The organism is Luteimonas sp. RIT-PG2_3 (genome assembly GCF_054902115.1).
This window is the reverse complement of the sequence record NZ_JBUBPF010000002.1, coordinates 462,193-476,008: the sequence shown is the minus strand read 5'-3', so window position 1 is coordinate 476,008 and position 13,816 is coordinate 462,193. Positions and strand designations below refer to the sequence as shown.

14 protein-coding genes are annotated in these 13,816 nt (G+C 66.7%); 3 read left to right on the top strand and 11 right to left on the bottom strand.

The features are described from left to right. Window positions 1–85 precede the first annotated feature (85 nt). Window positions 86–1,420, top strand: a complete 1,335-nt coding sequence (locus ACYX7E_RS04920) for a sigma-54-dependent transcriptional regulator (protein WP_462079445.1) — start codon at window positions 86–88, stop codon at window positions 1,418–1,420. After that, window positions 1,420–2,745, top strand: a complete 1,326-nt coding sequence (locus tag ACYX7E_RS04915; protein WP_462079444.1) for a sensor histidine kinase — start codon at window positions 1,420–1,422, stop codon at window positions 2,743–2,745. The genes ACYX7E_RS04920 and ACYX7E_RS04915 overlap by 1 nt, the downstream gene beginning before the upstream one ends. A gap of 78 nt (window positions 2,746–2,823) precedes the next feature. Here the strand turns inward: ACYX7E_RS04915 and glmU are convergent, their stop codons facing one another. Next, window positions 2,824–4,191: a bifunctional UDP-N-acetylglucosamine diphosphorylase/glucosamine-1-phosphate N-acetyltransferase GlmU gene (glmU, locus tag ACYX7E_RS04910; RefSeq protein ID WP_462079443.1), complete on the bottom strand. Its 1,368-nt coding sequence runs from the start codon at window positions 4,189–4,191 to the stop codon at window positions 2,824–2,826. 256 nt (window positions 4,192–4,447) lie between these two features. On the opposite strand from glmU, the gene ACYX7E_RS04905 reads away from it, so the two are divergent. Next, window positions 4,448–4,831 carry a GtrA family protein gene (locus ACYX7E_RS04905; protein ID WP_462079442.1) on the top strand — a complete coding sequence of 128 codons (384 nt, stop codon included), beginning with the start codon at window positions 4,448–4,450 and terminating at the stop codon, window positions 4,829–4,831. A 38-nt stretch (window positions 4,832–4,869) separates the two neighbouring features. Here the strand turns inward: ACYX7E_RS04905 and ACYX7E_RS04900 are convergent, their stop codons facing one another. The 10 genes from ACYX7E_RS04900 to ACYX7E_RS04855 all read right to left on the bottom strand — a co-directional run bounded on the left by ACYX7E_RS04900 (window position 4,870) and on the right by ACYX7E_RS04855 (window position 13,653). Beyond that, window positions 4,870–6,138 carry a DmpA family aminopeptidase gene (locus ACYX7E_RS04900; RefSeq protein ID WP_462079441.1) on the bottom strand — a complete coding sequence of 423 codons (1,269 nt, stop codon included), beginning with the start codon at window positions 6,136–6,138 and terminating at the stop codon, window positions 4,870–4,872. A 212-nt stretch (window positions 6,139–6,350) separates the two neighbouring features. Continuing rightward, a complete protein-coding gene (locus ACYX7E_RS04895) occupies window positions 6,351–6,773 on the bottom strand; it encodes a F0F1 ATP synthase subunit epsilon (protein ID WP_462079440.1) in 423 nt (140 codons plus the stop codon). A 168-nt stretch (window positions 6,774–6,941) separates the two neighbouring features. Beyond that, on the bottom strand, window positions 6,942–8,345 hold the full coding sequence (gene atpD / locus ACYX7E_RS04890; RefSeq protein WP_462079439.1) for a F0F1 ATP synthase subunit beta: 1,404 nt from the start codon (window positions 8,343–8,345) through the stop codon (window positions 6,942–6,944). 69 nt (window positions 8,346–8,414) lie between these two features. Continuing rightward, entirely contained in the window at window positions 8,415–9,278 is an 864-nt protein-coding gene (atpG, locus tag ACYX7E_RS04885; RefSeq protein WP_462079438.1) for a F0F1 ATP synthase subunit gamma, read from the bottom strand. A gap of 111 nt (window positions 9,279–9,389) precedes the next feature. Then, window positions 9,390–10,940 (bottom strand): F0F1 ATP synthase subunit alpha, encoded by a 1,551-nt coding sequence (gene atpA, locus ACYX7E_RS04880; protein ID WP_462079437.1) that lies wholly within the window; start codon window positions 10,938–10,940, stop codon window positions 9,390–9,392. Between the two features lie 54 nt (window positions 10,941–10,994). Beyond that, window positions 10,995–11,522, bottom strand: coding sequence for a F0F1 ATP synthase subunit delta (locus ACYX7E_RS04875; protein ID WP_462079436.1), 528 nt, complete (start codon window positions 11,520–11,522; stop codon window positions 10,995–10,997). A gap of 17 nt (window positions 11,523–11,539) precedes the next feature. Next, entirely contained in the window at window positions 11,540–12,010 is a 471-nt protein-coding gene (locus ACYX7E_RS04870; protein ID WP_462079435.1) for a F0F1 ATP synthase subunit B, read from the bottom strand. 104 nt (window positions 12,011–12,114) lie between these two features. Next, the gene (gene atpE / locus ACYX7E_RS04865; protein WP_462079434.1) at window positions 12,115–12,405 is read right to left on the bottom strand and encodes a F0F1 ATP synthase subunit C; all 291 of its coding nucleotides are present in this window, start codon (window positions 12,403–12,405) and stop codon (window positions 12,115–12,117) included. Window positions 12,406–12,466: 61 nt separating this feature from the next. Then, window positions 12,467–13,264: a F0F1 ATP synthase subunit A gene (gene atpB / locus ACYX7E_RS04860; protein ID WP_462079433.1), complete on the bottom strand. Its 798-nt coding sequence runs from the start codon at window positions 13,262–13,264 to the stop codon at window positions 12,467–12,469. A 2-nt stretch (window positions 13,265–13,266) separates the two neighbouring features. Beyond that, on the bottom strand, window positions 13,267–13,653 hold the full coding sequence (locus ACYX7E_RS04855; RefSeq protein ID WP_462079432.1) for a hypothetical protein: 387 nt from the start codon (window positions 13,651–13,653) through the stop codon (window positions 13,267–13,269). Window positions 13,654–13,816 lie beyond the last annotated feature (163 nt).

Here is a 13,816-nt window from a genome sequence, read left to right as displayed (position 1 = left end):
GATCGCCGGCAACGATGTCCACGCGCCATCGGCCATCCCGCATCCGCGCCCTGCCGACCCCCTGTCCCGCCCACCGTCCCCACGCATGCCCACGATCCTGATCATCGACGACAACCCCGGCGTGGCCACTGCGCTGGACCTGCTGTTCTCGCTGCAGGGCATCGCCACCGTGCGCGCCGAAACACCGGAGGCGGGCCTGGCCGCGCTGGATCGCGACGACGCCATCGATCTGGTGATCCAGGACATGAACTTCCACGCCGACACCACATCCGGCGAGGAAGGCATCGCCCTGTTCCATGCGATCCGAGAACGCGAACCCGACCTGCCGGTGATCCTGCTGACCGCGTGGACGCGCCTGGAAACCGCGGTCGACCTGATCAAGGCCGGCGCCGCCGATTACCTGGGCAAGCCCTGGGACGATCGCAAGCTGCTGCTGGCGGTCAACAACCTGCTGGAACTGTCGGAGACCCGCCGCGCCCTCGCGCGTCACCAGCAGGGCGCGCGCCGCCGACGCGATGCGCTGGCCCGCCAGCACGACCTGCGCGGCGTGGTCCATGCCGATGCCGCCAGCGAACGCCTGCTGTCGCTGGCCTGCCAGGTCGCGCGCTCGGAGTTGCCGGTACTGGTGACCGGCCCCAACGGCGCCGGCAAGGAAAAGATCGCCGAGATCGTGCATGCCAATTCCGCGGTCGCCAACGGGCCCTTCGTTGCGGTGAACTGCGGCGCCCTGCCCGGCGACCTGATCGAGGCCGAACTGTTCGGCGCCGATGCCGGCGCGTATACCGGCGCGACCAAGGCACGCGAAGGCAAGTTCGAGGCGGCCGATGGCGGCACGCTGTTCCTCGACGAGATCGGCAACCTGTCGCCGAGCGGCCAGATGAAGCTGCTGCGCGTGCTCGAGACCGGGCGCTTCGCGCGGCTGGGTTCCAATCGCGAGCGCCAGGTCAAGGTCCGCGTGGTCAGCGCCACCAATGCCGACCTGCCGACGCTGATCGCCGACGGCCGCTTCCGTGAGGACCTGTACTACCGCCTCAATGCGGTCGAGCTGCGGCTGCTGCCACTGGCCGAGCGTCCCGACGACATCCTGCCGCTGGCGCATCACTTCCTGCCCGCCGGCAAGCGCCTGTCCGACGCCGCCGAACGCAGCCTGCTGCGGCATGCCTGGCCGGGCAACGTGCGCGAGCTGCGCAACACCATCCAGCGCGCGGCGCTGTTGTCGCCGGGCGACATCGACGTCGAGACGCTCGGCCTGCCGGCGCCGGCGCCACGCAGCGCCGCGCACAACGAACCCGAACGCGCCGACATCGAAGCCGCGCTGGCACGCGCCGGCGGCGTGCTGTCGCAGGCGGCGACCGACCTGGGCATGTCGCGCCAGGCCCTGTACCGGCGCCTCGACCGGCTCGGCATTCCGCGAAGCTGATGCCAAGCCCGCCGACCCACCGCGTGCTGCGCGTGCAACCGCTGGCCCTGCGGCTGATCGCGGTGGCCCTGGTCGGCATCGTGGCCACCGCGGCGGCCACGATGCTGCTGGCGCAATGGCTGGATACCTGGCTGGCCAGCGTGCTGGCGACGCTTGCCTGCAGCACGCTGACCGCGCTCTTCCTGTGGCACAGCATCGTGCCGCTGCGATCGCTGTTCCGCGCGCTCGCCGGTACGGTCGCCAGCTACCGCGATGGCGACTACAACTTCGGCATCACCTGGAACCACTACGGCGAACTGATCGAACTCGTCGACGCCCACAACGAACTGGGCAACGTGCTGCGCGAACAACGGCAGTCGCTGGTCCAGCGCGAACTGCTGCTCGACACCGTGGTGCAGAACACACCGGTCGCGATGGTGCTGCTCGATCCGGCCCAGCGCGTCGTGCTGGGCAACATCGCCGCGCGCAAGCTGCTCGGCGAAGGCCGCAAGCTCGAAGGCCAGCATCTGGACGTGCTGCTCGAACGCGCGCCCGAACCGATGCGCGACGCACTGCTGCGCGGCGGCGATGGCATGTTCAGCGTCGGCGACGAAGACAACGAGGACATCTATCACCTGTCGCGCCGGCTGTTCCGGCTCAACGGCCGCCACCACGAGCTGATCCTGCTGCGCCAGCTGACCGCGGAACTGCGCCGCCAGGAAGTGCAGACCTGGAAGAAGGTCATCCGCGTCATCAGCCACGAACTCAACAACTCGCTGGCGCCGATCGCGTCGCTGGCGCATTCCTGCCGCGAGCTGGTGCGTCGCGGTCAGCTCGAACGCCTGCCTGGCGCGCTGGAAACCATCGAGGAGCGCGCCCGCCACCTCGAAGGCTTCATCCGCGATTACGCGCGCTTCGCCAAGCTGCCGGCGCCACGGCTGGAATCGGTGGACTGGCCGGTCTTCCTGGAAAAGCTGCGCAGCCAGGTGGACTTCGTGCTGGTGCTGGGATCGCAGGGACACGGCCGCATCGATGCCGCCCAGGTCGAGCAGGCGCTGCTGAACCTGCTCAAGAACGCGCACGAGTCAGGCTCGGCGCCGGAAGACGTGCGCCTGCTGATCAGGCGGACGCAGGAGGCCTGGCGCATCGACGTCATGGATCGCGGCAGCGGCATGAACAGCGCGGTGCTGTCGAACGCCTTGCTGCCGTTCTATTCGACCAAGCGCAACGGCACCGGCCTGGGGCTGGCGCTGGTGCGCGAGATCGCCGAAGCCCATGGCGGTCGCGTGTCGATGATCAACCGTGACGGCGGCGGGCTGGTGGTCAGCCTGATCCTGCCGGTCTGAGGCACGCCGCCGAGCGTGGCGCGGCCGGTACGGTCATCCGTTCGCCGGATGCGCGCGCAGGATCAGACCTTCGCAGGATCAGACCTTCTTCTGCGGCCGCCGCCATCCGGGGATGGTCTGCTGGCGCGCGCGCGCGATGGTCAGCTCATCCGGCGGCGCGTCCCGGGTGATCACGGCACCGGCCGCGACCGTCGCGCCGGCACCGATCGTCACCGGTGCGACCAGCGACGAGTTGGAACCGACGAAGGCGCGGTCGCCGATCGTGGTCGTGTACTTGTTGGCGCCGTCGTAGTTGCAGGTGATCGTGCCGGCGCCGATGTTGACGCCCGCGCCGACGACTGCATCGCCGAGGTAGGTCAGGTGGTTGGCCTTGCTACCCACGCCCAACGTGGTGTTCTTGGTCTCGACGAAGTTGCCCACGTGCGCGCCGTCGGCCAGCACCGTGCCCGGACGCAGGCGCGCGAACGGGCCGATCTGCACGGCGCCTTCGGTGCGCGCGCCTTCGAGGTCGCAATGCGCGCGTACTTCGGTGCCGGCGGACAGGCGGACATCCTTGAGCCGCGTGAACGGCCCGATGCGGACGCCATCGCCCAGCTCGACGCGGCCTTCGAAGATCACGTCGACATCGATCTCGACATCGCGGCCGACGACGACCTCGCCACGGATGTCGATCCGCGCCGGATCGGCGAAGCGCGCGCCCTGCACGCACAGTGCGCGCACCGCGCGCAGCTGCCACGCGCGTTCGAGCTGCGCGAGCTGCCAGGGATCGTTGGCGCCTTCGGTCTCGCCGGCATCCTCGACTTCGATGATCTCGGCGGCGGTGAAGTCCGCGGCGGCCATCGCCGAGGTATCGGTCAGGTAGTACTCGCCCTGCGCGTTGTCGTTGGACAGGCGCGACAGCCAGTCCTTCAGTGCGGTGGCATCGGCCGCGATGACGCCGGTATTGACCAGACGGATGCGGCGCTGCTCGGCGTTGGCATCCTTCTCCTCGACGACCGCGGCGACGCGCCCTTCGGCGTCGCGGATGATGCGGCCATAGCCGGTGGGATTGTCGAGCTCGGCGGTCAGCACGACCAGGCGCGCATTGACCACCAGCATCCGCTGCAGGGTCTGCGTGGTGAACAGAGGCGCGTCGCCGTACATCACCAGTACGCGGGCATCGTCGGGAACGCCGGGCATCGCCTGCTGGACGGCATGGCCGGTGCCCAGTTGCTCGGCCTGCTCGGCCCAGACCAGGTCGGCCTGGTCGGCGAACGCCGCGCGCACCTGGTCGCCACGATGGCCGTAGACGACATGGATGCCGGCGGGTTGCAACGCACGCGCGGTATCGATGACATGCGCCAGCATCGGCCGCCCCGCCACCTTCTGCAGCACCTTGGGCAGCGTGGATTTCATCCGCTTGCCCTCACCGGCGGCGAGGATGACGACATGCAGGGGAGCGGTCATGGGCATTCCATTCAATGGGGGCAGGGTGTGTATCGGGTTGGCAGGCGCGGGCGGTCCTGCACGGGTTAGATTCTAACGCCGGCATTGTCGACGCAGGCGGCAGCGGCCGCCGGGCCGGTAGGACCAGGGACGTTGCCGGCAGCAGTTCATCCGCCGGCCGACCCATGCGTTTACGCTATGCGCCGATGATCCCGGCCACGCTCCCCTGCACAGCACGCCCCGCCCGCGCAGGCCGGCGCATGCGGATGCCGTCGGCATGAGCCTGGGACGGCAGGGACGCAACTACCTGATCATCGGCGGCCTGCAATGGTTGCTGGACTGGGCCGTCATGGTCGGGTTGAGCCAGCTCGGCGTCCCGGTGCGCACCGCCAACGTGACCGGACGCATCTGCGGCGCGCTGTTCGGCTTCTGGAGCAACGGCCGCGTCACCTTCGCCAGACCAGGTAGTGCGGTCGGTCGCACCCAGTTGCAGCGCTTCCTGGTGATGTGGATCGCAACGACCGCGGCCAGCACCTGGGCGATCGGTCGCGTCGACGATGTGCTGGGCCTGCAGTGGGCGTGGCTGGCCAAGCCGCTGGTGGAGATCGTGCTGGGCCTGATCGGCTTCGTGCTGTCCCGGCACTGGATCTACAAGCCCTGACACGCTTCGGTGCCTGAAGGCCTTCACCGCTCTGGGCGCTACTTGCCCTGATCGCCGCCCACGGGCGAGGGCTGACGCCCAGCCGACGGCAGCAGCGGCATCAGCAGATCCAGTGGCAAGGCATGCACGGTGCCCTGGTCGCCTTCGACAGTGGTCGCGCGGAACAGCGAATTGAGGATCGCCTCTTCGGTGGCATCGGCGACGGCTTCGAACAGCGGGCTCATCTCCTCGTTGGGCAGCAGCGCCAGCGCCTGCAGCGGCGTGCCCAGCGGCCGGCGCGCCTGTTCGGCGGTCGAGAAGGCGATGACGTAATCGCCCGAGCCGTTGCTCATCGTCGAGCCGGTCCGCCCGAGTCCGATCAGCGCGCGCGTGCCGAGGCGCTGCAACTGGCGCGCATCCAGCGGCGCATCGGTGGCGACGACGATCATGATGCTGCCGTCGCCGGTCGAGGGCGGCGCTTGCGGCGGCGCCGTCGCCTTCGCGAGCGGCCTGGTTGAAGGCGGTGCGTAGTGCGCCGGATCGGGCAGTACGCCCGTGGTTGGTACGCCGGCGACGATCAGCTTGCCGCCGAAGTTGCTCTGCACCAGCACGCCGACGGTGTAGTCGCCGGCATCGGCAGGCAGCCGGCGCGAACTGGTGCCGATGCCGCCCTTCCAGCCGAACGCGACCGTGCCGACGCCGGCACCGATGCTGCCTTCCTGGACGTTGTCGGTCGTCGCCGTGGACAGGGCGGCGAGCACATGCGCATCCCGCAGCGGACGCGCGCGGATGTCGTTGAGGAACCCGTCGTTGGTCTCGCCGACGACCGGGTTCAACGAACGCACTTCCTGCATGCCCGGCTGCGCCAGCTGCCAGCCGACCAGCGCATCGGCCGCGCGCCAGACGCCCAGCGTGCCGGTCAGCAGGATCGGGGTTTCAAGCTCGCCGAGCTCGCGCACCTGGGTCACGCCGAGCAGCTTGCCGTAGCCGTTGCCGACATTGATCGCGGCCGGCACGCGGTCGCGATAGAGATCGCCACGATGCGGCAGGATCGCGGTGACGCCGGTGCGCACGCGCCGCCCCTCGATGACGCTGGCATGGCCGACCGCGACGCCGGGGACATCGACGATCGCATTGCGCGGGCCGGTGGGCAGCGTGCCGATGACGATGCCGGCATCGCGCGCGCGCGGGCGAGCCGCCTGCGCGGGCTGCGCCGTGGCGGCCGCCGCGGACCTGACCGGGGCAGCCTCGCGGTCCGGCCCCGACGCGGGGGCAACGCCGCTGGCCAGCCACAGCATCGCGCCGACAACGCCCGTCCAAGCCTGCATGTGCCACTCCCGGTTTCGCCTGATCGGTGAATTAACGCGTTCCCGGTTACGCAACGCAAGCCCTTCAGCGGCAGCGCGTCATGGCATGCATCGATTGCGGCGCATCTACCGCTGCTGCGCATCGACTGCAGTGCAATGCAGCCGACGGCGCCCAGACACGACAACGCCGGCACGGGGCCGGCGTCGAAGCGTCACTGCGAGGCAGTGATCGATCAGTGCTTGAGCGTCTTGCGCAGGCGCTCCAGCGCCTGCAGCTGGACCACGGCCTCGGCCAGCTTCTGCTGGGCCTGGGCCACGTCCATCGCCTCGCCACGACCGGCCAGGATGCGCTCGGCTTCTTCCTTGGCCGCACGGACCTTGGCTTCGTCGATGGCATCGGCGCGGATCGCGGTGTCGGCCAGGATCGTCACGACCTGCGGCTGCACCTCGAGGATGCCGCCACCGATCGCGAAATCGAGCTGGGTACCGTCGGCCTGGGTCACCACGACCTTGCCGGGCTTGAGCCGGGTGATCAGCGGCGCGTGGCGCGGCGCGATGCCCAGTTCTCCGAGTTCACCGGTCGCAACCACGAGCGTGGCCTCGCCGTGGAAGATCTCGGCCTCTGCACTGACGATGTCGCAACGGATGGTGCTCATGATGCCTCGCTCTGCGAGACGGTAATCGGGAGCCTGGCATCGGGATTGGCAAGCGCACCTTGCGCTCCCGCCAACCCCATTGCCCCGGTCCCCGACCAACCCGCCTTAACGATTTCCGGCGTTCGACAGACGGATGCCTGTCTTGCCCGGTTCCAGGAAACCCGTCGCTTACGCGGCGAGCTTCTTCGCCTTCTCGACCGCTTCTTCGATGCCGCCGACCATGTAGAACGCCTGCTCGGGCAGGTGGTCGTACTCGCCGTCGACGATGCCCTTGAAGCCGCGGATCGTGTCCTTCAGCGACACGTACTTGCCCGGCGAGCCGGTGAAGACTTCGGCGACGTGGAACGGCTGCGAGAAGAAGCGCTCGATCTTGCGCGCGCGCGACACCGACTGCTTGTCTTCTTCCGACAGTTCGTCCATGCCCAGGATCGCGATGATGTCCTTGAGCTCCTTGTACTTCTGCAAGGTCGACTGCACGCGCTGCGCGGTGTCGTAATGCTCGTGGCCGATGACCAGCGGATCCATCTGGCGGCTGGTGGAATCGAGCGGATCGACCGCCGGATAGATACCCAGCGACGCGATGTTGCGCGACAGCGTCACCGTCGAGTCCAGGTGGGCGAACGTGGTCGCCGGCGACGGATCGGTCAAGTCATCCGCGGGCACGTAGACGGCCTGGATCGAGGTGATCGAACCGCTCTTGGTCGAGGTGATGCGCTCCTGCAGGACACCCATTTCCTCGGCCAGCGTCGGCTGGTAGCCCACGGCCGACGGCATGCGGCCGAGCAGCGCCGACACTTCGGTACCGGCCAGCGTGTAGCGGTAGATGTTGTCGACGAACAGCAGCACGTCCTTGCCCTTGCCAGACGCGTCCTTCTCGTCGCGGAAGTATTCGGCCATCGTCAGGCCGGTCAGCGCGACGCGCAGGCGGTTGCCCGGCGGCTCGTTCATCTGGCCGTACACCATCGCGACCTTGTCGAGGACGTTGGAGTCCTTCATCTCGTGGTAGAAGTCGTTGCCCTCGCGGGTACGCTCGCCCACGCCGGCGAACACGGACAGGCCGCTGTGCGCCTTGGCGATGTTGTTGATCAGTTCCATCATGTTGACGGTCTTGCCGACGCCGGCGCCGCCGAACAGGCCGACCTTGCCGCCCTTCGCGAACGGGCACATCAGGTCGATGACCTTGATGCCGGTTTCCAGTAGGTCGGTGGTCGAGGCCTGGTCTTCATACGAAGGCGCGCTGCGGTGGATTTCCCAATGGTCGGAGGCCTGCACGTCGCCGGCTTCGTCGATCGGGCGACCGAGCACGTCCATGATGCGGCCCAGCGTACCGGCGCCAACCGGCACCGAGATCGCACGACCGGTGTTGGTGGCGACCAGGTTGCGCTTGAGGCCGTCGGTGGAACCCAGCGCGATGGTACGGACGACGCCGTCGCCCAGCTGCTGCTGCACTTCCAGCGTGATCTCGGTGTTGTCGACCTTCAGCGCGTCATAGATCTTCGGAACCTCGCTGCGCGGGAACTCGACGTCGACGACAGCGCCGATGATCTGCACGATCTTGCCCTGATTGCTCATCTTTGATTCCTCAGTAACTTTCAAATGCTGCTGGTGGTCGCAGGCTTGAGGCCGCGCCCACCGGATGGATTAGACCGCGGCGGCGCCGCCGACGATTTCGGAAATTTCCTGGGTGATCGCGGCCTGGCGGGCCTTGTTGTAGACCAGATTCAGCGTATCGATCAGCTTGGTCGCGTTGTCGCTCGCCGCCTTCATCGCGACCATGCGTGCGGCATGCTCGGACGCGACGTTCTCCATCACCGCCTGGTACACCAGCGACTCGACATAGCGGGTCAGCACGTGGCTCAGCACGGTTTCCGGATCGGGCTCGTAGATGTAGTCCCAGTCATGCTTGACGATGGTCTCGTCCGAGGCCTTCAGCGGCAGCAGCTGGTCGAACGCCGCGCGCTGGGTCATCGTGTTGACGAAATCGTTGTAGCTCAGGAACACGCGGTCCAGGCTGCCTTCGGTGTAACCGTCCAGCATGACCTTGATGACGCCGATCAGCTGCTCGACCTCGGGGTTGTCGCCCAGGTGGGTGACGCTGGCCAGCATCTGCACCTTGAGCCGGCGGAAGAACACCGTGGCCTTCTGGCCGATCGTGACGACGTCGACCTCGACGCCTTGCTCCTGCCAGTTGCGGATCTCGCCCAGCAGCTTGCGGAACAGGTTGTTGTTGAGGCCACCGGCCAGCCCGCGATCGGACGAGACGATGATGTAACCGACGCGCTTGGGATCCTTGCGCTCGATCAGGTACGGATGCTGGAACTCGGAGTTGGCCTGCGCCAGATGGCCGATCAGCTGCTTCATCGCGCGCGCGTACGGGCGCGACGCCTTCATCCGTTCCTGTGCCTTGCGGATCTTGGAGGCCGAAACCATTTCCAGCGCACGCGTCACCTTGCGGGTGTTCTGCACGCTCTTGATCTTGGTTTTGATTTCTCTGCCGCTTGCCATGCTTCGCTCGCTTCGCTCGCTTCGTGGGAATGGGGAATCGTGGTCCGGAAGGGCAAGGCCGTTCCGCGTTGACGAGTCCCTATCCTCTATTCCCGATTACCGGCGACTGGATTACCAGCTGCCGGTGGTCTTGAAATCGGCGATGCCTTTTTTGAAGGCGCCTTCGATCTCGTCGTTCCAGTTGCCGCTGGCATTGATGGTCTTGACCAGCTCGCCAGAGGTGTTGTCGAAATGCGCATGCAGGCCGGCTTCGAACGCCAGCAGCTTGTTGACCGGCACGTCGTCGAGGAAGCCCTCGTTGACGGCGTAGATAGACAGTGCCTGGTGGGCGATCGACATCGGCGCGTACTGCTTCTGCTTCATCAGCTCGGTGACGCGCTGGCCGCGCTCAAGCTGCTTGCGGGTGGCTTCGTCGAGGTCCGACGCGAACTGCGCGAACGCCGCCAGCTCACGGTACTGGGCCAGCGAGATGCGGATGCCGCCCGACAGCTTCTTGATGATCTTGGTCTGGGCCGAGCCACCGACGCGCGACACCGAGATACCGGCGTTCACGGCCGGGCGGATGCCGGCGTTGAACAGGTCGGTTTCCAGGAAGATCTGGCCGTCAGTGATCGAGATCACGTTGGTCGGCACGAACGCGGACACGTCGCCGGCCTGGGTCTCGATGATCGGCAGCGCGGTCAGCGAACCGGTCTTGCCCTTCACTTCGCCGTTGGTGAACTTCTCGACGTACTCCTCGGACACGCGCGCGGCGCGCTCGAGCAGACGGGAGTGCAGGTAGAACACGTCGCCCGGGTAGGCTTCACGGCCCGGTGGGCGCTTCAGCAGCAGCGAGATCTGGCGGTAGGCCACGGCCTGCTTGGACAGATCGTCGTACACGATCAGCGCGTCCTGGCCGCGGTCCATGAAGTACTCGCCCATGGTGCAGCCCGAGTAGGCACTGATGTACTGCATCGCGGCCGATTCGGACGCGGTCGCGGCCACCACCACGGTGTGGGCCAGCGCGCCGTTCTCTTCGAGCTTGCGCACGATGTTGGCCACGGTCGAGGCCTTCTGGCCGATCGCGACGTAGACGCACTTGATGCCGGTGGTCTTCTGGTTGATCACGGCGTCGATCGCCAGCGCGGTCTTGCCGGTCTGGCGGTCGCCGATGACCAGCTCGCGCTGGCCGCGGCCGATCGGGATCATCGCATCGACCGACTTGTAACCGGTCTGCACCGGCTGGTCGACCGACTTGCGCCAGATCACGCCCGGCGCCACGCGCTCGACCGGTGCCGACAGCTTGGCGTCGATCGGGCCTTTGCCGTCGATCGGCTCGCCGAGCGCATTGACCACGCGACCCAGCATTTCCGGACCGACCGGCACTTCAAGGATGCGGCCGGTGGTCTTGGCGACATCGCCTTCGCGCAGGTGCTCGTAGTCGCCCAGGACCACCGCACCGACCGAATCGCGCTCGAGGTTCAGCGCCAGGGCGAAGGTATCGTTGGGCAGCTCGATCATTTCGCCCTGCATCACGTCGGCCAGGCCGTGGATGCGGACGATACCGTCGGAGACCGAGGTGACCGTGCCTTCGTTGCGCGCTTCGGCGGCCAGCTTGACCTTCTCGATGCGGGTCTTGATCAGCTCGCTGATTTCAGACGGATTGAGTTGCGAGGTTGCCATGGGTGATTCCCTTGTCCCGGCGTTGCCGCCGGCGTAGCAGATGAATTCGTGTGTTTAGTGCGTCAGCGCCGACTGCAGGCGCGCCAGCTTCCCGCGCAGCGAACCGTCGATCACCACGTCGCCGGCCGCGATCACCGCGCCTCCGATCAGGTTCTCGTCGACTGCGGTGTCGAGATGCACGTCGCGGCCGAAGCGCTTGCGCAGCGCGGCCTTGATGCTGTCGAGTTCGGCCTCGGGCAGCGCCGAGGCCGAGGTCACTGTCGCCAGCACCACGCCTTCGGCTTCGGCCCGCAGTTCCTCGTACAGGCCCGAGATCTCAGGCAGCTGCGCAAGGCGGCGGTTGTCGGCCAGCAAGGCCAGGAAATCGCCGAACGTCTCGCTGGCGCCATCGGGCGACAGCAGCGCGACCGCTTCGGTCCGCGCCAGTGCCGGATGACCCAGCAGCGAGGCGACCCGGGGATCGGCGGCAAGCCGTGAGGCGAACGCAAGCGCGTCCGACCACTGCGGCAACGCGCCGGCATCCCGCGCAAGCCCGAAGGCGGCGCGGGCATAAGGCCGGGCGAGCGTGAGGGACTGGCTCATGCGTCAGATCATCCTGTTCAGATCTGCGCAGCGAGTTCGTCGAGCAACGCCTTGTGGGCGTTGGCATCGATCTCGCGGCGCAGCAGCTTCTCGGCACCGGCTACGGCCAGCGTGGACACCTGCTTGCGCAGGTCCTCGCGGGCACGCGTCGCGGACGCTTCGATCTCGGACTCGAACAGGGCCTTCTGGCGGCCGCCTTCGGCGATCGCTTCAACCTTGGCGGCGTCGACGATCTGGTTGGCGCGCTGGTGGGCCTGGTCGATGATCTCGTTGGCCTTCGCACGCGCGGCCTTGAGTTCCTCGTTGGCGGTTTCCTGCGCCTGGGCGAGCGCACGCTGGCTGTTGTCGGCGGCCGCGAGGCCTTCGGCAATCTTCTGCTGGCGCTCTTCGATGGCCTTCAGCAACGGCGGCCAGATCTTGCTGGCAATCAGCCAGATCAGGGCTGCGAACGCCAGCGCCTGTGCAAATAGGGTCAGACCGATACTCATGGGTGTGATACTGCCTGTCGTGTTGGTTCGGGCATGCACGCATGCCCGTTCTCACTTCCCGGCGCGGTCCGCGAACCGCGGCGCCGCGCCTGGAGCCTGACGAATCAGCCGCCCAGCTGCGCCAGGAACGGGGCAACGAACGGGCTGGCGAACGCGAACAGCAGGCCGACGGCGACCGAGATGATGAACGCGGCGTCGATCAGGCCGGCGGTGATGAACATGCGGACCTGCAGCACCGGAATCAGTTCCGGCTGGCGCGCGGCCGACTCCAGGAACTTGCCGGCCATGATGGCCAGACCCAGACCCGCGCCGAGGGCGGCCAGGCCGATCATGATGCCGATGGCCAGAACGGTCGAAGCCTGGACTTGGGCGAGAGCGGTCAGTGCAATTTCCATGGTTTTCTCCGAAACAACTTTGCTTGGTAAGGGTGAAAGGACGAAACGAAAAACGTTGGGATCAGTGCGCGTCTTCGGACAGGCTCAGGTACACGATCGACAGCATCATGAAGATGAAGGCCTGCAGCGGGATGACCAGCAGGTGGAAGATCATCCAGCCGAAACCGAAGGCCGCACCGGCGAACATGCCCAGGATGCTGGCGCCACCAAGGACCCAGATCAGCAGGAACACGATCTCGCCGCCGAACATGTTGCCGAACAGTCGCATCGCCAGAGAAATCGGCTTGCTCAGCCACTCGACGATGTTGAGGATCAGGTTGAACGGCATCATCCACTTGCCGAACGGCGCGGTCAGGAATTCCTTGGTGAAGCCACCCAGGCCCTTGGCGCGCAGTGCGAAGAACAGCATCAGGAAGAACACGCTGACCGACATGCCCAGCGTCGCGTTGACGTCGGCGGTCGGGACCGGCTTCCAGTAATGCACGCCCATCAGTTCGAGGGGCTTGGCGATGAAGTCCGCCGGAATCATCTTCAGCAGATTCATCAGCAGGATCCAGAAGAACAGCGTGATCGCGATCGGCGTCACCAGCTTGCTGGAACCGTGGTACGTGTCGCGCGCCTGCTTGTCGACGAACTCGAGGCAGATCTCGACGAACGCCTGCCACTTGCCGGGAACGCCCGCGGTGGCCTTGCGCGTCGCCAGCCAGAACAGGAACACCATCAGGAAGCCCATCAGCACCGAGGTCACCAGGGTGTCGACGTGGATCGTCCAGAAACTGCCCTCGCCCACCGATGCAGTCAGATTCTGCAGGTGGTGCTGGATATAGGTGGTTGGGGTCAGTTCGCTGTTGCCTGCCATAATCAAGCTCTACGTGCCTTTGCCTGCTGTCCGCTGGTCATTGCCAGCATCTGCGTCACCAGGGCAACGACGACGCCGGCGAGCAGAGGCAGCGGAGGAAGTCCCGCGCCAACACCCACGACCAGCACGCCAATCGCTACCACCCATTTCAACAACACTCCGACCAGCATCCGCGCGAGCACCCCGGTGGAGGCGTTGACTCCGCCACCCAGTGCGACCACGCCGAACAGCCAGCCCCCCAGCACCACGGCACTTCCACCTACGGCGGCCGCGAGCGACCAGACCGCACCCTTCACGAGGAAGGCGAGCGCCACCACCGCAACAGCGACCAGCTGCCAGAGGATGGCGCGCCATGACAGTCGCCGACCTGCAGCGATTGAAGTAAGCACGATCCGGACCTGCGTGGAAAACCTGAAGGATGTCCCGGCGTTGTCCCTGCCGAGCCAAAAAAGTATAGCAGCCCGGCCGAATCAGGAACAACCTTCCGCACTGCAACATGAGCCATGATCGGCCGGCCCTGGGGGTCCAAACAGCATTTTTTGCCTATTCAGC

Bases quoted from the DNA above. Each gene is read 5' to 3' on its own strand.
- glmU (WP_462079443.1), bottom strand. From the start codon at position 4,191: ATGACCGCTCCCCTGCATGTCGTCATCCTCGCCGCCGGTGAGGGCAAG.
- atpE (WP_462079434.1), bottom strand. From the start codon at position 12,405: ATGGAAATTGCACTGACCGCTCTCGCCCAAGTCCAGGCTTCGACCGTT.
- ACYX7E_RS04915 (WP_462079444.1), top strand. From the start codon at position 1,420: ATGCCAAGCCCGCCGACCCACCGCGTGCTGCGCGTGCAACCGCTGGCC.
- ACYX7E_RS04920 (WP_462079445.1), top strand. From the start codon at position 86: ATGCCCACGATCCTGATCATCGACGACAACCCCGGCGTGGCCACTGCG.
- ACYX7E_RS04870 (WP_462079435.1), bottom strand. From the start codon at position 12,010: ATGAGTATCGGTCTGACCCTATTTGCACAGGCGCTGGCGTTCGCAGCC.
- ACYX7E_RS04895 (WP_462079440.1), bottom strand. From the start codon at position 6,773: ATGAGCACCATCCGTTGCGACATCGTCAGTGCAGAGGCCGAGATCTTC.
- ACYX7E_RS04900 (WP_462079441.1), bottom strand. From the start codon at position 6,138: ATGCAGGCTTGGACGGGCGTTGTCGGCGCGATGCTGTGGCTGGCCAGC.
- atpG (WP_462079438.1), bottom strand. From the start codon at position 9,278: ATGGCAAGCGGCAGAGAAATCAAAACCAAGATCAAGAGCGTGCAGAAC.
- ACYX7E_RS04875 (WP_462079436.1), bottom strand. From the start codon at position 11,522: ATGAGCCAGTCCCTCACGCTCGCCCGGCCTTATGCCCGCGCCGCCTTC.
- atpB (WP_462079433.1), bottom strand. From the start codon at position 13,264: ATGGCAGGCAACAGCGAACTGACCCCAACCACCTATATCCAGCACCAC.
- ACYX7E_RS04905 (WP_462079442.1), top strand. From the start codon at position 4,448: ATGAGCCTGGGACGGCAGGGACGCAACTACCTGATCATCGGCGGCCTG.
- atpA (WP_462079437.1), bottom strand. From the start codon at position 10,940: ATGGCAACCTCGCAACTCAATCCGTCTGAAATCAGCGAGCTGATCAAG.
- atpD (WP_462079439.1), bottom strand. From the start codon at position 8,345: ATGAGCAATCAGGGCAAGATCGTGCAGATCATCGGCGCTGTCGTCGAC.